Below are 19,881 nucleotides of genomic sequence, written 5' to 3' on the forward strand. Positions count from 1 at the left end.
ACAATCGAGGGTCAACACATTGGCCCCTGCTCATATTGAGCGCAGTCCTCCTTTCGATTACATTGGCAAAAAACAAAAGGAGAACAACATGAAAACTTTAATTTTAATTGCAACATTAATCCTATCGATCCAATCATTTGCTGCCGGAAAAATCAAACATGAAACTTGTAATGTTGTGATGGCAAAAGGTCCTTATTACGGAACATTTGCAAATTATGATATGCCAAAAGATTACTTTGATAAATTTAGACAAGCTTTTGAAAGTAAGGGATATAATGTTGTCGATCAAATGAGCATCGGAACTTATCATGATCATCCATATGTTCATCAAAATGCTAATGATCAAAAGGCCCTAGCTTTCTTTTATCGTGCTACTTACCAAATCATCTCCGGAGATCTTAGAGGTGAAAGCTCAGATGACCACTTATGCCGTATGAGTGTGGAGCTTTATAAAAATAATTATAAAGTGATCTCTAAGGAAGTAACAACAAGTACTGAAGTAAGCTTATTTAAAAATCAGTACAGAAAATCAATTTGTAATAAAGTATTTAGAAATTTCAAAAAATCGATTCCAAAATGTGAGATCAAATAAAAAAGGGCCTCTAAGGCCCTCTTTTAATTAACTGTATTATTATAATATTTGATACTACCCTTCATTCCAAAGATCAAATGACCTTGGTCGAGAATCAGAGAATCCGCAAAAACACTTTCATCCCCAAACTCGATGGAATTAATCACTTTCCCGTCATTTAGGCCAAGATAAGAAATTTTACCCTTGCGATCAGAGAAAATAAGCTTTTCACCGTCATACTTAACTGACGAATAGTTGTAGCCAATTTTCTTCTCACGACTGGCGTACTTCCACTCTAGTTTAGAAGTAATGCTATTCCACGCATAGACTCTTCCATCAAAGTCATTAAAGACAATAAGGTCATCAAAAACAATTGGCTTACCAATGACAGGAGAATCGATACTGATAGAACTAACTTGTTGGCCAATAGAATTTAAACAGACAAGTCCACCTAGTTCAGACTTAACATGAAGCTCCCCCTGAATAAAGCAGATATTATCTCTTGTGGCCACTGGCCCATACCAACTTGAAAGTGGTAGTTCTTCTTTCCATAAAAGCTTTCCAGACTTTACATCTAGTTTGTAAGCATAAGGTCTTGCTTTACCAATATCCTCTTCAGGAACTCCACTTGCTACATAGACTGCATTATCCTTCACAAGAACAAAGGCATCCATGTGTCCACCTTTGTATTGCCAGATTAGCTCCATTGAATTTGGATCAATTGCATAAAGACCGTCACCACCAGCAGATTGAAAGAGGTAATCCTTCCCATCAATTTCTGTAATAACAGGAAAAATTTCAGTGTGACCTTTAGTTTGAAAAGAACCCACTACTTTCTTAGCAATAGGATCAAATTTATAAACCCTCATATGATGAGAAGCGTGAAGACCTTCTCCAAAATATAGGTATCCTTTATAATAGACTGGAGTTGGAGACAGAAACTTCCCAAAGAAAATCTTATTTTTAATAGCACCAGAATTAATATCAATGACAAAGAGATTTCCCTCTTTTGAGCCAACAAATAACTCATCACCAACCACAACACCAGAAGCAAAAATTCCTTCTTCGACACTTTGTTGCCAAATCATTCCTTCCTGTGCTTTTAAAGGAGCTTTTGAAAAACTAGTATCTTTATTCACCAACTCCTGCACAAAAAGAGGCACAGGGCCATGCTTTAAGTATTGATATGCTTCCATCCCGCCATAAATAAGAACGTTAAAGATCATAGCAGAGATTAGAATCTTTGGTTTTAGTAAGACCTCAAGTAACTTCTTAGGGCCCTCGGCCTTTAACTTAATACCAAAAAGACCTGCAATAAATGTTGCAACTACAGTGATACCAGTACTTAGGAAAGCAAGAGGTAATAAAACAGTAGGAACAATTGAGTAACTAAAGTCGCTACATAAACTATTGCATGAGTTTAATTGATCCAGTATTTCCATCAACGAAAACATCTTCTCCACCTTTAAATTTTAAATGACACTGTTTAATTCCACTAACCGCAGGAATCCCCATCTCTCTGGCAACAATTGCACAATGAGATAAAACTCCTCCACGCTCAACTATTATTCCACTGGCCTTAGTAAAAACAGGAGTCCAGCCAGGGTCTGTTGACTGGGCCACAACAATTGCATTTTGAGGCCAATCAATTTCTTTCCAACTTGCAGGGTTACTAACCACCACGATCTTTCCTCTAACAACACCAGAAGAGAGCCCCTCACCAATGAGATCATTTGAGCTACTATCTTCTTTGCCATCAATGACGGCCTTAATTTCTTGCAAAGAAGTAACAGTTGAAAAATTAAAGTTCTTAAATAATACTGCTCGCTCTTTTCTTTCTTTAATTAGCTCAAGCATTGATGATTCAAAACTTAATATTTCTTCTTTAGTAAGAAAGAAAATATCATTTTCATCTTCTAAATTAATCCTTCTTGCCTTTTCAAGAGCAAGAAAGCGTATATGAGCATAAGGTCTTAGAATGGCCATCTTCCACTTCTCTCTAAGCTCAAGTAATTGCTTTAAAATTTTCCATTCTTCTAAGATAAGAGTCTTCTTAAAAGACCTCATCCCCATAATTTCTGCTTCAACATCAATAAAGGAGTGAGAGTTTTTATCCTGTACATATTTTTCTAAGGGATAATCATAAAATGCATCATCACCTATTTCTGACCAGCGCTTAGCACTTAAATCTAATTCACCTGGTCCACGATGGCCGTAGCGAGCAAGAAAAAGGGGTCTGACATTAGGCTTTGCACAAGCTTTTTTGAAGTAAAGCCCCATATTGTATGTTTCAGAATTGATTCCCGCTCCAGACCACTTCTTAATCATTTGATCTGCTTCTTGCTCAGAATAAATACTTTTAAGAAGAGAAATCAATGTTTGAATTGTTGTTTCAGTTAGCGATATTAAAATGTACGGCCACTCTAAAGTTCGATTACTGAAAATTGTAATCTCTTTAGAAAGACGGCCATTAATATCTTCCTCACTCCAGTCTTTATAGATTGAAGGATCATTCGGTCGCTTTGAAATTGTTGTAATCTCCAGCAGCTCTTTTGAAGCTTGATCAATAACTTCCTGACGATGAGTATTAATCGAGAGTCCAACCTTGAGCATACGCCACATTGTTTGTGGTGTGCTAAAAAGAACCTTTGGAGTTATTTTTGAGAAATGAAACTTTAAGTGTGGCCTTGGCATTGGTTCAATCGAATAAGGAATAGGTCCAAAGTACATCTGCCCAAGTTTGCTCAGGTTGATATAATTTCGTCCAAAGACTTCATCCATAATGGATTCATTACCTTTAAAGCCAACATAGCCTAATTTACGAAGGGCCTTATCAAAGGCTTGATCTTTTTTAAATGACTCTGACCATATCTGAGTAGTTAAAGTCGTAGGAGAAACAGTCCATTCTGCAAAAGTTTGTCCATCCCATACTGTATCATCAGAAAATGAGTGAGATAGTCTTTCAAGTTCATCATGGGCCAGTTTTTTAAGATTTGTAATTGAAGCCTTGGCAGTAATTGGCCTCGCTTGCAAAAGATAAACCTTACCTGCTTTATCAATTGCCCATTCAATATCAAAGTCATCTTGATATTTATCTTCCACAAGATTAGCGAAAGCAACAATCTCTTTTACTTGATCTTGAGTGATATGTTCACTCTGTGAATCTTCTTCACTTAGAATAATTGGAGTACGTTTACCAGAAACTAGGTCCTCACCGACTCCATCAATATATTCAAGCATCCAAGTTTTATACTTACCTCTTGGATCTTTAGAAAAGTAGACACCTGAATATGAAGGGTCAATCATACGCTGAACAACAACATTCATAGGAACTTCTTTATCAGATCCTAAAAAATGTTTTCGATAAGCTTTTGAGGACTCTTTATGAATAGAATTGAAACAATTTTCAATTGCGTGCTCAAGATCTGTATCGTTATTCACATATAAGAAAGTTGAGTTTTGACCTGCAAAACTATTCTCTTTTGAATCTTCACCCGTTGCTGAACTTCTGACAGCAAGTGAGTATTCTCCATCGCGAGCAAAGCTAAAAATTTCAGCTAATTCTTCTTTGGTTGGTAGAGCGTCTAAGATAATCCCATTAGGAACAACAATCCCCATTTGGGCCATCATTGCTAGCATATAGGCCTTGCCGCCAACTTCTTTCTTCTCTTCAGGGAGATCCTTAAAATAATACAACATAAACGCCTTCCTCTTCTTGATAAATTTATATCGTTTACGAGACAGTCATTACATGACAATCGTCACCTTTTGTCACATAAAATGCCAAAAATCAGGAAATTAGCGTCTTAATTATATCTGTTGAATCCTTAGGCCAAAAAGACGGTTCAGTTACGATGGCATTCTCATTGGATCTCTCAAACTTAACTTCATCATTAACTAAGCTCGGTATTAAATGAATTAACAATTCTTTAACATTCGAGACATTCTTATTAATGACATTTGTGATCTCCTCAAGAGAACATGCCTCATCTTTCCAGCAATCATAGTCCGTCACAAGAGCAACTGTTGCGTATGCCATCCCTGCTTCCTTTGCAAGATAGCTTTCAGGAACATTCGTCATGCCGATAACACTTGCACCAAAGCTGCGAAAAAGCTCAGACTCTGCTCGTGATGAATATTGTGGCCCTTCAATACAAATATAGCTTCCACCAAAGTGAAATTTTGTTTCGATCTTATCTGCTAATGTTTTAATTCGCTCAACAAGCCCCATTTCAATTGGCCCAGCAACAGAAACATGCCCCACAATACCATTTTCAAAGAAAGACCTTTTACGTAGTCCTTTAGTCCAATCAATGAATTGATCAGGAAGAAAGAAGTCACCAGGAGCAACTTCTTCTTTTAAAGAACCTACTGCAGATATAGAAATAACATGTGTAACGCCAAGTGATTTTAGCGCGTAAATATTTGCACGATAATTAATATCAGAAGGACTAATATGATGTCCTTTCCCATGACGTGTAATAAAGTAGAATTCACTCCCATTGATTCTCAAATGATCAACATGACTACTTGGCATGCCAAAAGGAGTTTCAATATTTAATGATTCGACTTGTTCCATAAGGTCAAGATCATAAACACCACTTCCACCAATTACACCTATTTTCATATTACCTACTTATAAAACACTGCTAAGAATTGATTGTACTCACGACCGTTCTTTGTACGTGAATTAATTGTTTCGATCTTTACATTTAGATTTGCTTTATCTGCCCATGAAACGATTTCATCATTAGAAAATCCGAAATGTTTGACACCCATCCCTTTAGGGTCTGGATGAAAGCTTCCATCTTCTGATTCAAGATCAACGATGGCCATCTGACCACCTTCATTTAACATGGCAGCAAGTTTTGCAGTCATTTTTGCTGGCGAATCGAGATGATGAAATGTCATTGAGCTAATAATTAGATCAAATTTTTTATCAAGCTCTTGATTTTCTAAATCAATATTAATCGAATTAATATGATCAAAGTCACTCGATTTTTTATCAAATACCTCTAACATTCCTGTCGAAGTATCAACACCTGTAATACTTTTTGCATCATCAATGAACTCAAGACCAAAGAGACCAGTTCCACAACCAAAGTCAAGAAGGTCAACTTTTTGAGTCAGTTTCAAACGTTCTCTAGTTTTCTCTGCAAGTGTTTGCATTAGGGCAATCTTATCTTCAGTGTCCCAAGTGTTGGCCGCATGATTAAAATGTGACATATTTTTTCTCCATAAATGACTAATTTCTAAACGTTATAATATCTAATCAAAAAACATGTTAAAAGTCATATTTTTTCATCCTGTTCACCTTAAGATAAAGCTAAGAAAAAAAACATAAATGGTCGATAATATGGACATGAGGATGAGGCTCTTACTGCTATTTACAGGTATTATTACAATAAATACTTCAGTGCAAAGTAGCTCGTCCATAGAGTCTCACCAAGAATATGAAATAGCGGCCTGCCAAAGAATCACTTCAAATAATCATAACGATGAATACTATATTGGATGCGAAAATGGACGTATCAATTACTTTGATAATTTAACATCACTGTCTAAGACTGCAAGTGCAATAGAAAGAAGTATTTATGAAGACAACATTCTAAGTGAACTTAAAGAATATACCATTAGTGAGCTAAAGATAAACAAATCATACTTAGAGAAACTAAGAGAATGCTTACATAATTCTCGTCCGGAATGTCTTAAGATTAGAGAGACAATACTTAAGACAATTAGAACGGAAATTCCAAAACTAAGAGCAACCATGTCCATGATGGTTCCACCACCTAATTATCAAGGGATGATGCCAACACTTTATAATGCTTCAATAAAGCATAAGTTTCAAAATAAAGATTTGAAATCTCTTACTAAAGACGAGAAATTAAAAATTGAAGAAGAAGCAAACGCGATAAAGCATCACTTTACACAAAGCTGGTTCAAAGAAAATGCTGATAAGAATAAGTGTATTGAACAAATATCTCCTACTTCATATCGCTTTATCCCCTCAAAGGGGCGATACACTTGTGAGTCCTTTCATCAAAATAAACTCACTAAAGCAGTGAAAAATAAAATGTCAAAGTACCGTGATCAGTTAAAAAGTGAATATCACGAAAAATTAGCAAAAAACCCAATACTCGCACATATCGATCTTAGAGGTAACGAAGACAACAAAGAGATACTTAATGAAGTTACAAAAGTAATTTCAAAGTTGAGTGAGCAAACGAAACAATCAATTGATAAGCTTACACAACAAGATAAAGAGGATGATGTAACGTTAATTCGAAATGATAATATCCTAAACTCATTTATAAAAAATCGTGGTGCGACGAAAGTTTTGTGCGATATTTCGCAAGACTTGAAGGATCAAGAAGACTTCAATGAGATAAAAACAGACCTTGCTCTTGCTGGTGCTGCCTTAATAGGCGGTGGAATTTGTGCCTTCACGGCCGGTGTTGGATGTATTATTGGAGTTGGTATTGCTTCCGAAACGATTGGGATAAGTATTGCGCAAAATCGTTATGAAGATGCGGCATTAGCATTCAATTCAGGTTTAACAACCGCCAGACATTATGAAGATCGAAAATTTGAAAGAGATTTCACCCTTCTACTTGCCCCTCTTTCAGTAACAGGAGAACTCGTAGGTAGCGGCGTAAAAGTTGCAACAAAAGCAATTCGCTACACTCCTTCAGGCACAGGTATCGATTATGACTTAAATGGAATAAGGAAAAGAGACCTCTATCGTCAGTCTGTATTTAATGACCCAAGTTATAAAATAACATCTAAGACAGACTTTATCACAAAGTATGAAAACTATGTCCTTACAGGAGTAGAGCTGAACGGACGTTGGATTAAAAATGCCAGCGCAACAAATGCATCTCTCTATTTAGATATTGAAAATTCAGCACTTAAAAGACTTAATGATACGATTGGAGATAAAAGTCTTGTCACAGCTCTAACAAATGCACATAAAACTATTGTTGCAACTAAAATAAATGAGCTTTTAAAGAAGTACCCAAATATTGATATTGAAGTATATTCAGACTTCAAGTCGATGCGTTTTGCATTTGCACCAAAAGAACTATCAAGTGATATTAAAGCACAACTAACTAAAGAATTAAATAGCGTCTACCAAGAAGCAAATAGTGAATTTGCCAACATGGTAAAGACAATGGAAGGAATACCAGCAAATGAAAACATAAGGGGTTGGTTTCAGGCCGGCATTGGAGAAACTGCAGACGAAGCAGGACAGGCAGCAAAGAGAAGTCGCTCAATAGATCGTTCAGGACAGATTGCAAATTTTCAAAAAGTAAAATTCACAATAGAGGAAGAAGTTAAGAATATCACTAAGTACAATACTAAACTCAATACAAACCATCCACTATCTAGAGTAGGACTTATTGAGAAGGTTGGGCAATCACAAAACTATATTCCAACACTTGAAGTATTTGAGGTTGCAAGAAAAATAACTGGTCCACTAAATGGCCATGGCGAAACACTGGCAAATGAACTCAATCGTCGCTTTGGAAGCAAGCTATCAATCCAAGATGGCCAAGATCTTATGAATTACATCAGAAATCTCGATTCTTTAACTCCTGGACTTTGGTTAAAGCAACGAGTAAACGCAAACCTAAACACAGCAAGTTTTGGTGGCATGTCAGGTGATATCACAGGAATGGGTGCAAGAAATATACGTCAAGTTGCACTTGATATATTGAGAACTGAAAACCAATCCCCTAGGGATATCATAAAAGCAACGAGAGCAGGTGAACAACAGGTTACTACTACATTTGATCAGATTAAAACTAAATTTAACCAAATCGTAAAAGATGTCTTAGATGAAAGACAAATTGAATATTTTGACGCTTGCAGTGGTGACGACTGTGTCATGATACCTTCAAAACAACTTACAGCTAAGGATGAGGTTGCACTTGTTAGTCGGTTTTCTGCCCAAGAAAATCCATCGCAATATCGACTAAGCTTTATTCCATCAGGTGTGAAACAAAGTGAACGTACAAATTTGGCCGTCCACGGTGAATTAGTTGAAAAGCATCTTAGAAAGATTTTAACAGGTATTGGAGATGGAAAAATTCCTCACTCAAAGCTTAAGAACCTTACGATAGCTACTAAAATGCCATCTCAAATCAATAAGGGAAAAATAGATCTTATTATAGGTGTAAAAGAGCGACTTGAATTTACAAGACAAGAACAACTCCTCATCCAAAAAGCATTGAACGACTCTGTTGAGAAGGTAAATAAAGACCTAGATAGAGAAACACAGAAGAATACGAGTAACTATAGTGCAGGTGCCTTGGCCTGGATATAATTACTTTAGGAGGTCTCTCTTTAAATCTGAATCCACAGGATATTCACCAATCCATGGAGCGTGGGCCAATGAATAAAGTTTCTTATCATCTTTTTTCTCTAGAATAACTTTTTCATTTTTTTTAATAATTACATCGTCACCATTAATCTTATAGATAGATATAATATCCCCTTCTGTTACATCGACACTACTTTCGACAAGATCCTTAAGTTGCTTATCAACATCTTTGTAGTTCTTTAAAGATTCTCTCCACCCCTTTTGAGATAAAGACTTATCAATGTCTCGCAAATACTTAATCTTTATTAGCTCTACCTTTTTATCAACACTTGTTAAATAAGACACCTCATAGACATCCCAAACAAAATAGGAAAGTACGCCTTTCCCAACTAAGCGTAAATCATTACTGACAGCACTTGCATACAAGGAAAGAACTCCAAGCAATAAAAGTTTACTAATTAATCTATTCATAGCTCACCACCTTTGCCTTTTTCAAAAACTTAAGAGCAATAAAAGTGAAATCAAACTCAAATTTCTTATCTGCAAAATTCAAGCTATGCTCGTTTGCATGATGATTATTTTGATACAGCTCCCCCATCATAAGAAAATCAATTATAAGTGTATTCTTTGAATGATCATCGAGATCATGATTACGATAGCCATATTTATGACCACACCAGTTCACAATAGCACCATGAATAGGACCTAAAAAGCTATGGATAGGAACAAGTAATAGATACCAATATGAATCAGTGAATAATAAATACATGAGCGCATATAACACGACAAAGAGCAACCTGACGAATACGGAATCGGCAATAGCAACAACACTAGGATACCTCTCTTCTTGTGTCTCTGCGCTCATGTACTCTCTATAAGTTTGTAACATCATAGAGATAATATTTTTACTAACAACAGGAGAATGCGGGTCTCCAACTACATCTGAATGCTTGTGATGATTTAAATGCAATGTACGGTAATGCTGTGGACGAAGAAAGCTTGGACCTTGCGAGAGAATCGTCAAGATTAAGAAAAACTTATCCCATGCAGGAGTTAGCTTACAAAGGCCATGCGAAATATAGCGATGTAAATAGAAAGACTGACAAAACAGCGATAAGTACCAATGTATAACTAAAAAGCTTATTGCAAAAACCATTACTTTCTCCGTCGAATTCGACTATTTCTTTTCAAATAGGAAGTGTCCTACAAACCACTCTTCACCATTGTCATAACCAAAAAGCTCCGCGCATGAAGCAAAGAAAATTTTCCAACGATGAAACCAAATATTTGCCTGATCTTCACCGTATGTATTGGCCATGACTTTCATAATTTCACTGCGCTTTTTTTCCATATTCAGAAACCACTGCTCAGAAGTTTCTTGATAATTAGCGCCATTAACTTTCCATTTTTCAACTAATTTAAAGCTATCCTGAACCTTTTCAAAAAGATCAAAACTTGGCATAACACCACCAGTAAAAAAGTAGCGGCCCATCCAATTGTCTTCACCTTGTGTTTCAAAGAAATAAGAAGCATCTTTATGACAGAAGATATGGATAAATAATCTTCCGTCATCTTTTAGCCAGGACGCGACTTTCTTAAATAACGAATAATAATTTCTCATATGTTCGAACATTTCAATTGAGACAATTCGATCAAACTTATTTTCGATATTAAAATCATTTATGTCGCAAGTTTTAATCTCTAAATTATTTAATGAACGCTCTTTAATACGCTCTTCAATAAACTCTCTTTGTCCATTTGAATTTGAGATAGCTGTAATTTTTGAGTTTGGGAATTTTCTTGCAAGAAAAAGACTCAGAGAACCCCACCCACAACCAAGCTCCAGAATGTCCATTCCATCGACAATTTGCGCTCTTTCACAATACTTTTCAAGCATCGCACTCTCTGCCTCATCAAGTGATGTTATTCCATTATCAAATAATGCACTTGAGTACTTAAGATTAGCACCTAGAACTAATTTAAAAAATTCAGGAGGTAGCTCATAATGTTGTTCATTTGCTTTATCAACGTCCTCGGCAATTAGTGATTTATTAAAGTCATTTATAATTCCAGACTTGTGAAATTCTAAATTTTTATTAATCTCATCCTTTCTTTGCTTAATGAGCTTTCTAATCCCCATTCTAATTAATGGATCAGGTATATAACCTCTTTCTGCGGCATTCATTAATATAGACATCTTATCCTCCTAAGATCTGTATAGTGGTTTTCCAAATACTAAGTGAGAAACACCAATGGCCCTTTCACTAAATCCGCCAATGCAATATGAAAAATAAAAGTTCCAAAGTCTTTTAAATTGTTCATCCTCACCGAGCTTTGGAATTTTATAAGTTTCGTGATTAAAACGATTTTGCCATTCTTCAAGTGTTCGTACATAATCCTGAGCAAAGTCAATTTGAGAGTATAAACGTAAATCAGTTACTTTCTTTGCAGAACCTAAGACCGCATGAATTGAAGGAATAAAGCTTCCAGGAAAAATAAATTTCTTAATAAAATCTAATTCTTTCACTGCACGATCATATTCTTGGTCATTAATCGTAATAATCTGTAAAAGGGCAAGACCATCTTCCTTTAATACATCTGATATTTTTTGAATATAAGTGTTCAAGAACTTCTCACCAACTGCTTCAATCATCTCAATAGAAACAACTCGATCATACTTACCTTCTAAGAGACGATAATCCTTTTTTAAAAGTGTAATTCGATCCTCAAGACCTGCTGCTTTAATCCTTCTTTCTGCTTCAATATATTGATTTTCCGAAATCGTTGTTGTTGTTACATGGCAGTCATATGCTTGGGCCAGATGAATGGCAAGTGCGCCCCAACCCGTACCAATTTCAAGAATATGATCACCTGCTCTAATATTGAGTCTTTCACCGATAGTTTTAAGTTTATACTGCTGGGCCTCTTCTAGCGTTGAATTTTCATTTGCAAAAATTGCACTTGAATACATCATCGAGTCATCGAGAAAGTGCTTAAATAATTCGTCAGGTAAATCATAATGGGCCTCAATATTCTTTTTTGAACCATCAATTGTATTTCTGTTTTGCCAATACTCAATAAAACGAGCAGGCTTTAAAAGGTTTACAAACCCTGCATCCATTTCACTTAAAAGTGTCTTATTAATAGCAAAAGCTCTCATGACATTACTTAAATTCGGTGTATCCCACTTCTTTAAGATATAGGATTCTGCTGCTCCAATTGAGCCTTTGATAAAAATATCTGTGAAGAAAGTTTGGTCATGAATGATCATTTCAGCACTAATTCGTTGCTCTCCTCGACCTAGGATATGTTTTTCATCGCCAACATATATCGTTAGACGAACATTTTCTAGTAAGGCCAATTTCTTTATAATCCCATCTCGAAGAGTTCTAAGAAGAATACCTGGCCTTTGATCCTTATTGAGCAATTGTGATTTCTCTATTGTTTTTATATCTGGTTTCATAACTACTCCTTTATATTCGCTTGTGAAAATAGACTTCTTCGACTATCTGGATTTGGGTGATCATAAAAAGGAATTCCTTTTACCCACAACTTGAATGCTTGAAAATATATTCCTAAAACTACCTTCACTGTCATAAATGGAAATTTTAGTAACATTCTATTGAGAGATTTTTTTGATGCCTGTACTTTCTTAAGATTCATGCTTGCGAAGAAAACACTTTCATCCTTATCAAATGTATCCATTTTGATTTTCAAAACTTCACTAGGAAGAGAAAAACTCCACTGATATGCAAGAGACATTGGAAAAAATGGTGAGACATGAAATTCTTTCTTGAAAGCAGCTTCAATGTCATTTACGGAAAGACTTTTTCTTGCATCCACAACATAGCAAAACCTTTCACCCCATGGAGTATTTTCAATCTCGGCCATGATCGCTTCAATCTCATTGTTCTTATTAAAGCAGTAGTAGAATGTTACAGGATTAAAGCAATGGCCAAAGTACCTTAGGCTAGTCAACATTCTAACTGGGCCATCAGTGTTGCGCCCTAGATGTTTTGCAACAGTATTTAATACTTCGTCCTTAAGGTCCTTACTTGTATCACCGTGATAGTCACTTCTTTTAAAATAGCAAAGGTTACGTTTAAGATATGACCAAAAGCGTGACATAGAAAAAAAGTTTTCAATCTCATCTAGATCTAAATAAACGAGAAAAAGATTATATTTAAAGTAATGTTTCTTTGGTAAGGAGCGAGAATGCACGACACTGCCTTGATAAAGACATGAGTTCATAACTCCTCCAATTTCTCGATAACTCTTAATGCACTAAAGACACCATCTTCATGGAATCCATTTCTCCAATAGGCACCACAATAATGTGTGCGATTATGCCCACTAATCTCGTGCCATTTGGCCTGCGCCCTCATCCCGTCGAGAGTAAATAAGGGGTGCATATAATTTAGTTCTTTTAGAATTGCTTCATTCTTAATTGGTCGATATGGATTTAAGGTAACATTGAAATTCTTATGAAAATTTATTCCTTGTAGAATATTCATATTGTAAGTCACAGTGGAGCCAACAGACTTTTCAACAGGTAATTGATAGTTCCATGCCGCTACAGCAAGAGATCTCTTAGGTAGAAAACTGTCGTCAGTATGCAAGAATGTTGGATTCGCAACATAAGGAATTGCAGAAAGTAGCTCAGCTTCTTTCTCTGAAGGATCAGCTAATAACTTTAATGCTGTATCAGAATGTGTTGCAATGATAACTTGATCGAAGCTTTCACGTCCTATATTGGTTTCAATAATTACTTGACCTTGCTCACGAGTAATACTTTTCACTGGAGTGTTTAGCCTTACTGAATCCTTAAAATGGGCCAGCATTTTCTTTATATAAGAATTTGAGCCACCATCAATGACATACCATTGAGGTCTATCATCAACTTCTAAAAAACCATGGTTTTCAAAGAAACGTAAAACAAATTTTGCAGGAAAGCGCCAAACATCAATAGGGTCAGTCGACCACACGGCGGCCATCATTGGTACGATATAATATTCAATGACACTCTTCTTTACACCTCTTGTTTCAAAGAAATGAGAAAGGGAAATATCGCCAGAATCATTAGACAAGAATTCCTTGGCCTTCTTATTAAAGTCAATAATTCCATTAATCATCGAATAAAACCAAGGTCTGAAGAGATTTCTTCTTTGAGCAAATAAAGTATTTAGTGTCGTTCCATTATATTCCAGCCCAGTCTTGTCGCAATGAACACTAAAGCTCATGGTTGTAGGCTTATAAGCGACATCAAGCTCTTCCATTAGGCGCAAGAAATTAGGATAAGTCTTCTTATTAAAAACAATAAAGCCGGTATCTATTCTAAACTCTTCTCCTTCATAATCAATTTCATGTGTATGAGTGTGACCACCAAGATAATCATTGGCCTCAAATAGCGTTATATCGTGCTTTTTCGAAAGTTTATAGGCACATGTAAGCCCAGAAATACCAGAGCCAATAATTGCAATTCTCATTACTGCCCCTTTAGCCTATTTTTGATGTACTTTATAAGTGAACCTAGTACTGGTATATGCTGATAGATAAATTCACCCATATCAAAATAGTCTCGATGATAACTAACTAGTCCATCATCATTAAATTTAATAACAGAGTTTCCATGTAAGATAACTGGTTTACCAGAGTTCAAATTAGGAGTAGTTAGAATCATCTTCCAAACTGCAACATGATGATTACCATTTGAAATAATTTCAGAAAATTCGAAACGAATGTCTTCAACTCCCTGATAAATTCCCTGATAGTAGGCCTTTACCTCTTTAAGCCCTTTATGTTCTCCTATTGGGTCAATGAAGAGAGTTTTTTGGGCATAAAAGCCATCCAGAATATCAATATTATCTGCTCTTAGCTCATTAAATACCTTTTCAATTCTCTGTGCTTGTTGATTTTGAGTATTTAGATCTTGTGCTCTTAATTCCTTCACTGTAACTCCTCCAATTAAACAAACGATTAAGGCTACTTTTACGACTTTCTTTGGAAACCATATTAAGAAGCGATTTGTTCTTAATTGATAATCTCGATAACGTTCACCTTTAGTCTTTAATGACGACTCCTCCGCTGGAGGAACCCCTGTTACACAAGTAATTAGGTAGAGCATGATAATATATGGGACGAAGCCGACAAGAGAGATGGGGCGGCTCAGATCTAGTCCATAAATCCCATACGATAACCAGATTAATGTTTCAAAGAAGTAATTCGGATGACGAGAGTACTTCCATAATCCGATATCACAAACTTTACCTTTATTATCCTTATTGGATACAAAACGTTTTAGTTGGCCATCTGCTATTAGCTCTCCAATAAGAGCGCCAGCAAAAAGAAGTATTGCCACAAGATTAAAAATTGTAATCTCCCCTGGCCCTAAAAGAAACAGAGGAGCCGATAAGATCACTGTTAAAATGCCCTCTGCGACAAAGAGTCCATAGAGATAGACACCATACATGACCTTCCACTTTTTCTTTAAATTTAAATAGCGACTATCTTCCCCCGTTTTTCTAATTCTTTGAAATAAATGTGAACTTAAGCGAAGAGACCAAAATGTATAAAGTAGACATAGTATTAGAGCATTGGCCGATTCTGCTAATTGCGGTCGAGAAAATAATAGTGTGCCAACAACGATCAGAAAACTTGAGCTCCAGTAAAAGTCTAAATATGAGAATATTTTAATATTCAAAGAAATGAACCACCCTATCGTGAAATATAGAAGCACTAAAAATAGAATAAGCATGATTAGTTCAAACACGGTCGATCCTTTATTTGTCTTATGCTTATAGGTACGGCGGATCAAAGAGAATGGATCACTTCCTGAAAAAAAAAGTCATTTCTATCACTATTATTAGCTACTTATAATTATTTTTTTTTGCTGTGATCCAAATATGAGAGTTTGACGTATCAAGTAATATGAAGGCATTTAGTGCAGCAAATGACTTACTAAGTAACACGTGCATAAATTATGCTACAATAATTCCTATTATTGGGAGAGCAGAAAAAGTGCAGTTAAGTCTTATCGATATAGAGCATTTGCTTATGCAAATTGCGAATGAGAAATCAAAGGAAGCTTTTAAAAAGCTTTTTGATTTCTATTATCCAAAAATAATTGGATATGGAATTAAGGGAGGACTTTCTAAGGAGCAAGCTGCCGACATGGCCCAAGAGGTCATGCTTAAAATATGGAAGAATGCCCAACTTTACAATAATGAAAAAGGAAATATTAATACTTGGGTTTATGCGATTGTGAGAAATCAAAAGTACGATATGCTCAGAAAACAAAGTCGTGACCCCTTAAGTATTATTGGTGCTGATGATATTTTTGATGATGAACATCTTCTGCAGCAAGAAGATGAAGACTACAATAGTGAAGATATCTATCACCTAGCATATACAAAAGAAATGATAACTAAACTTTCAAGTGAACAACAGGAAGTCCTTAATGGAGTTTACCAACAAGGATTAACGCAAAAAGAATATGCCGATCAAGAGAAGCTCCCTCTAGGAACCGTTAAGTCCCGTATTCGCTTGGCCATAAAAAACTTAAAGATTATATTGGAGGAAAAGTGAGAAAACTTTATCATCCAGGCATTGATTTAATAAAAAAATATGAATCTGGTGAACTAGATGCCGGACTAGGTCTTCTAGTAAAGACTCATTTAAATGGATGTGAAGCTTGTCGTATGCAAGCAGCTTCAGAGCTTGAAAAACAAGCAGATGAATTCTTTCACTCAAGTTCACATCTCAAATTAACGCAAGAAGATAGTGATGACATTTTCAATAATATACTTAACAGTATTGAAGCCTCTGAACCGAAGCTTAAGAAACCTGCACCAGGGCCTTCGAAGATAAGCTTTCACAATAAGGTCTTCACATTACCAGACACTCTCTCTTTTATTTCCGATAAGGAAATTCACTGGAAAGAGTTCGGACAAAATAGCGCCGTTGCACAAGTTACTTCAGGCAAGGCCGGTGGTCTATTCTTTATCTACCTTGGGCCAGGGGAAACAATTCCTAAACACGGTCACCATGGCAGAGAGTATAGCTATGTTCTTGACGGTTACTATAGCAGTGATGGCCACAAGCTTGATACTGGAGATTTCTCTACATTTGAAGAATCTGATACTCATGAACCATCGACAACAAGTGAAGATGGCTGCTTGGTAATATCTTGGGTTGAAAATCGTTTGAACTTTCTCCACGGAGTTTTTGCGCCGCTAAATCGACTTCTCTGGTGGTACTTAAAGCGTTCATAGTTGAACTAAACTAAAAAACACTAAACGTTTTTTATTTCAATATTGTTCTAGATAAAGTAAAATACTCTTATGACGAGTATGGAAGATAGACTAAATTCACAATATAAGCATGAGCAAGTTCGCACGGCCAATACGCGCAAGTGTATACTACAGGCTACAGACCTATTTTTGCAGCATAACCCAGCATGTAAGTTAACGACAAATAAGATTGCACGCATGGCCGGAGTTAGTATTGGAAGTGTCTACAATCACTTTAAAAATAAAGATGAAATCATTGTTGAGCTAATCAACAATCAGCTCGATCAAGACCTTCTTACCTATGGAAATTTCTTTAATGACGACTCAATAAGAGAGAATATTGAAGCAGAGTTTCATAAATTTTTAAAGCTTGTTTTAGATAATTATCGACGAAATCTTGAGCTAAGGAAACTTATCCTATTCTATAAAAGACATCCTAAAGTTGAGAAAAAATTCATATATGTAACTCGTGAAACTCAAACCCTTATTGAGAATCACTTTTATAAAAGCTCTGAGATTAAATCAGAAGTTCCCATCGATATCATCATTAGCTCTTTGAGAGGAGTGATAAGAAGCTATCTTGAGTTTAGCCCAGATAAGTTTCATAATTTTGAACTTGATAGAGAACTAGATATTCTCATCACATCATATATTAGAAATTCACTCCTTATTGAAAGACGCTACTAAACAGATGTTTCAATTCTTCTAATAATTGCTTCATGGTTTAAAATCACAACACCTGATCCGTTAGTATCACGGATAATTTCAGAAACATCCTGATCAAGTTGACCTGAGATTTTAGATAATATACTTGGCATCTTCATTTTGTTAAGCATATCGATTTTTACAATACTATCAATTTCATCTACTAAAAGAGCGTAATTCTCACCTCTCTCATCGGCCTCTAAAATAATAACCTTTTTAGACTTACTAACCTGCTCTTCACGATCTTCCTTAATTCCATACATACGACGAGCATCAATAATAGTAATTAGTTGATCTCGTAAGTTATAGACTCCAATAACATGTGAAGGAGCACCTGGAGTTGTGAGAATATCTTGTGGTTTTTCAATAATTTCACGCACCTCACTTACGGCAAGACCGAAATGATAACCAAAATCAAATGTAACAAATGATTCTAACTTCATTTCAACCTTCTTCATTTCTTCTTCCTCATGTGAGGCCTTATAAATCTCAGAATGGCTTTTTGTAATCTCTTTAATTTCACTGTTATTTAAAATTTCCATATGATCGATTAAGAAAGTCATTCCATTTTCACTAGTCTCAATTCCCCCAAGAAACATATTGGAGCGCTTTGACGAAAAAACAGGAACAGGCATGACTCCCTCATCATCATAGAAAGTAATCGCATCAAGAGAATCAACGACAAGACCAAAGTATTCACTATCGATTTTGATTATTAGGATTTTTTGATCAATCCCTTCTTTATCTGTCGACTCTAGACCTAGAATGCGAGAAAAACTTAACACAGGAATCGTCGTTCCTCTCAAATTTACTAATCCTAAACAGAGCTTCGATGCAAATGCCGAATGTTCAATATCTTGCATATTGATAATTTCATTAATAGAAGTAATTTCTATTGCCAAAGGAACTTCATTAACTCGAAATGAAATACATTTTTTATGTTGGCTTTGAACCTTAAGTCGTCGATCTACTTCTTGTCTGAATGAATCGTAGCTCCCAAGTCTGGCCAAATTTCTAATCTTAATAATCTGAGATGGTTCAAGAATTTGATAAATACGCTTTCCCATATCTCTTTTAATTGCACCTTTAACAACTTGAGTAATATCACTACTATCAGTAATTTCAAACATACTGATTTCTGACTTCTCAGCTCTTAAGATCTCTCCTGTCGAATCGAAAGAAACTCCAACACTAATGCCGTGGACATTAACAATTGCTACTTTAGAAGCTGTTAAGTCTTGCTGATTATCACCTGAAAGATTTAATAACTTGGATAAGCTTAAAATCGGGATAATCATCCCTCTTAAGTTAAATATCCCCTCTAGATAGTCTGGAGCAAGAGGCATTGGAAATAGAGACTCTGGATAATTGACAACTTCTTGAACTGCAGTAATATCAAGAACAAACTCATTACCCATTAAAGTAAATGAAGCAAATATATTTGATTCATATTTTTCAATTGTATCTAAAACTTCAACTTCTTTTAATTCATTCATATCTTCTTTTCCAACTTCTCGTTAATACGAATCATTTTTATTTCTAAGCTATCACAATCAATTATAATTTTACTGGCTAGCTCTTCCCCATCCATAATTTTTCGAATTGGAAGGTTTCTTTCTTTTAATACTTCGAGGGCCTTGGCCTTATTCAACTGTCCAATATGATCGACATTTCTTTGTTTAAGTTGGGCCATCATATTTCCACCACCCGCAAGATAGATATCAAAATCTGTTTCAGCTCTTTCATTTAGATGTAATTTATCTAAAAGGTATGGAATTGCATCTACAACGTACTTTCCAGGCTGGTGTTCAGGAGATGATTCTTCTCCTTGTGGCAAGAAACAATGAGCTAGCCCACATGTTCTTTTAACCTTATCGATGATAGCGATCCCTAAACATGAACCCAAAGTAGCCTGTAAGATAGCTCCAGCTTTACCGAATTTTATTTCGCCGATACGTACATGAATATACTCTCGCTCATTTCTTCTCATA

18 protein-coding genes are annotated in these 19,881 nt (G+C 35.7%); 5 read left to right on the forward strand and 13 right to left on the reverse strand.

Annotation, left to right across the window (positions count from 1 at the left end; genetic code table 11):
• Nucleotides 1–88: 88 nt before the first annotated feature.
• Entirely contained in the window at nucleotides 89–592 is a 504-nt protein-coding gene (locus tag ACMAYS_RS10440; RefSeq protein WP_412463238.1) for a hypothetical protein, read from the forward strand.
• A gap of 23 nt (nucleotides 593–615) precedes the next feature.
• Here ACMAYS_RS10440 and ACMAYS_RS10445 read toward each other — a convergent pair whose 3' ends face one another.
• From ACMAYS_RS10445 to ACMAYS_RS10460, 4 genes are all read right to left on the reverse strand, one after another.
• Nucleotides 616–2,025 (reverse strand): PQQ-binding-like beta-propeller repeat protein, encoded by a 1,410-nt coding sequence (locus tag ACMAYS_RS10445; RefSeq protein ID WP_412463239.1) that lies wholly within the window; start codon nucleotides 2,023–2,025, stop codon nucleotides 616–618.
• Nucleotides 1,979–4,270 carry a PEP/pyruvate-binding domain-containing protein gene (locus tag ACMAYS_RS10450; protein WP_412463240.1) on the reverse strand — a complete coding sequence of 764 codons (2,292 nt, stop codon included), beginning with the start codon at nucleotides 4,268–4,270 and terminating at the stop codon, nucleotides 1,979–1,981. The genes ACMAYS_RS10445 and ACMAYS_RS10450 overlap by 47 nt, the downstream gene beginning before the upstream one ends.
• Before the next feature lie 91 nt (nucleotides 4,271–4,361).
• Nucleotides 4,362–5,198, reverse strand: coding sequence for an S-methyl-5'-thioadenosine phosphorylase (gene mtnP / locus ACMAYS_RS10455; RefSeq protein WP_103218206.1), 837 nt, complete (start codon nucleotides 5,196–5,198; stop codon nucleotides 4,362–4,364).
• A gap of 5 nt (nucleotides 5,199–5,203) precedes the next feature.
• Nucleotides 5,204–5,797: a class I SAM-dependent DNA methyltransferase gene (locus ACMAYS_RS10460; RefSeq protein WP_412463241.1), complete on the reverse strand. Its 594-nt coding sequence runs from the start codon at nucleotides 5,795–5,797 to the stop codon at nucleotides 5,204–5,206.
• A gap of 118 nt (nucleotides 5,798–5,915) precedes the next feature.
• On the opposite strand from ACMAYS_RS10460, the gene ACMAYS_RS10465 reads away from it, so the two are divergent.
• Nucleotides 5,916–8,900 carry a hypothetical protein gene (locus ACMAYS_RS10465; protein ID WP_412463242.1) on the forward strand — a complete coding sequence of 995 codons (2,985 nt, stop codon included), beginning with the start codon at nucleotides 5,916–5,918 and terminating at the stop codon, nucleotides 8,898–8,900.
• Here the strand turns inward: ACMAYS_RS10465 and ACMAYS_RS10470 are convergent, their stop codons facing one another.
• The 7 genes from ACMAYS_RS10470 to ACMAYS_RS10500 are packed head-to-tail and all read right to left on the reverse strand — an operon-like array spanning nucleotide 8,901 to nucleotide 15,597.
• Nucleotides 8,901–9,368, reverse strand: coding sequence for a chalcone isomerase family protein (locus tag ACMAYS_RS10470; protein WP_392992712.1), 468 nt, complete (start codon nucleotides 9,366–9,368; stop codon nucleotides 8,901–8,903).
• Complete coding sequence (locus ACMAYS_RS10475; RefSeq protein WP_103218210.1) at nucleotides 9,361–10,053, reverse strand: fatty acid desaturase; 693 nt, start codon at nucleotides 10,051–10,053, stop codon at nucleotides 9,361–9,363. The genes ACMAYS_RS10470 and ACMAYS_RS10475 overlap by 8 nt, the downstream gene beginning before the upstream one ends.
• A gap of 21 nt (nucleotides 10,054–10,074) precedes the next feature.
• Nucleotides 10,075–11,094: an SAM-dependent methyltransferase gene (locus tag ACMAYS_RS10480; RefSeq protein ID WP_412463243.1), complete on the reverse strand. Its 1,020-nt coding sequence runs from the start codon at nucleotides 11,092–11,094 to the stop codon at nucleotides 10,075–10,077.
• A 9-nt stretch (nucleotides 11,095–11,103) separates the two neighbouring features.
• Nucleotides 11,104–12,360, reverse strand: a complete 1,257-nt coding sequence (locus tag ACMAYS_RS10485; RefSeq protein ID WP_103218212.1) for an SAM-dependent methyltransferase — start codon at nucleotides 12,358–12,360, stop codon at nucleotides 11,104–11,106.
• Nucleotides 12,361–12,362: 2 nt separating this feature from the next.
• Nucleotides 12,363–13,148, reverse strand: a complete 786-nt coding sequence (locus ACMAYS_RS10490; RefSeq protein WP_103218213.1) for a DUF1365 domain-containing protein — start codon at nucleotides 13,146–13,148, stop codon at nucleotides 12,363–12,365.
• Nucleotides 13,145–14,383: an NAD(P)/FAD-dependent oxidoreductase gene (locus ACMAYS_RS10495; protein WP_412463244.1), complete on the reverse strand. Its 1,239-nt coding sequence runs from the start codon at nucleotides 14,381–14,383 to the stop codon at nucleotides 13,145–13,147. The genes ACMAYS_RS10490 and ACMAYS_RS10495 overlap by 4 nt, the downstream gene beginning before the upstream one ends.
• Nucleotides 14,383–15,597, reverse strand: a complete 1,215-nt coding sequence (locus ACMAYS_RS10500; RefSeq protein WP_412463245.1) for a DUF1295 domain-containing protein — start codon at nucleotides 15,595–15,597, stop codon at nucleotides 14,383–14,385. The genes ACMAYS_RS10495 and ACMAYS_RS10500 overlap by 1 nt, the downstream gene beginning before the upstream one ends.
• A 353-nt stretch (nucleotides 15,598–15,950) precedes the next feature.
• Here ACMAYS_RS10500 and ACMAYS_RS10505 point away from each other — a divergent pair, with 353 nt between their 5' ends.
• The 3 genes from ACMAYS_RS10505 (at nucleotide 15,951) to ACMAYS_RS10515 (ending at nucleotide 17,872) form a co-directional block, all read left to right on the forward strand.
• Nucleotides 15,951–16,481 (forward strand): sigma-70 family RNA polymerase sigma factor, encoded by a 531-nt coding sequence (locus ACMAYS_RS10505; RefSeq protein WP_158246884.1) that lies wholly within the window; start codon nucleotides 15,951–15,953, stop codon nucleotides 16,479–16,481.
• On the forward strand, nucleotides 16,478–17,167 hold the full coding sequence (locus tag ACMAYS_RS10510) for a cupin domain-containing protein (RefSeq protein WP_412463246.1): 690 nt from the start codon (nucleotides 16,478–16,480) through the stop codon (nucleotides 17,165–17,167). Before ACMAYS_RS10505 ends, ACMAYS_RS10510 begins: the two co-directional genes overlap by 4 nt.
• 78 nt (nucleotides 17,168–17,245) lie before the next feature.
• Nucleotides 17,246–17,872 (forward strand): TetR/AcrR family transcriptional regulator, encoded by a 627-nt coding sequence (locus ACMAYS_RS10515; RefSeq protein ID WP_412463247.1) that lies wholly within the window; start codon nucleotides 17,246–17,248, stop codon nucleotides 17,870–17,872.
• On the opposite strand, the gene ACMAYS_RS10520 is transcribed toward ACMAYS_RS10515, so the two are convergent.
• A complete protein-coding gene (locus tag ACMAYS_RS10520) occupies nucleotides 17,869–19,386 on the reverse strand; it encodes a chemotaxis protein CheW (RefSeq protein ID WP_103218219.1) in 1,518 nt (505 codons plus the stop codon). The two genes, ACMAYS_RS10515 and ACMAYS_RS10520, sit on opposite strands and share 4 nt — an antisense overlap.
• Nucleotides 19,383–19,880, reverse strand: a complete 498-nt coding sequence (locus ACMAYS_RS10525) for a chemotaxis protein CheD (protein WP_412463248.1) — start codon at nucleotides 19,878–19,880, stop codon at nucleotides 19,383–19,385. Before ACMAYS_RS10525 ends, ACMAYS_RS10520 begins: the two co-directional genes overlap by 4 nt.
• Between the last annotated feature and the right edge of the window lies 1 nt (nucleotide 19,881).

The organism is Halobacteriovorax sp. RT-2-6 (genome assembly GCF_047085025.1).
GTDB lineage: Bacteria > Bdellovibrionota > Bacteriovoracia > Bacteriovoracales > Bacteriovoracaceae > Halobacteriovorax_A.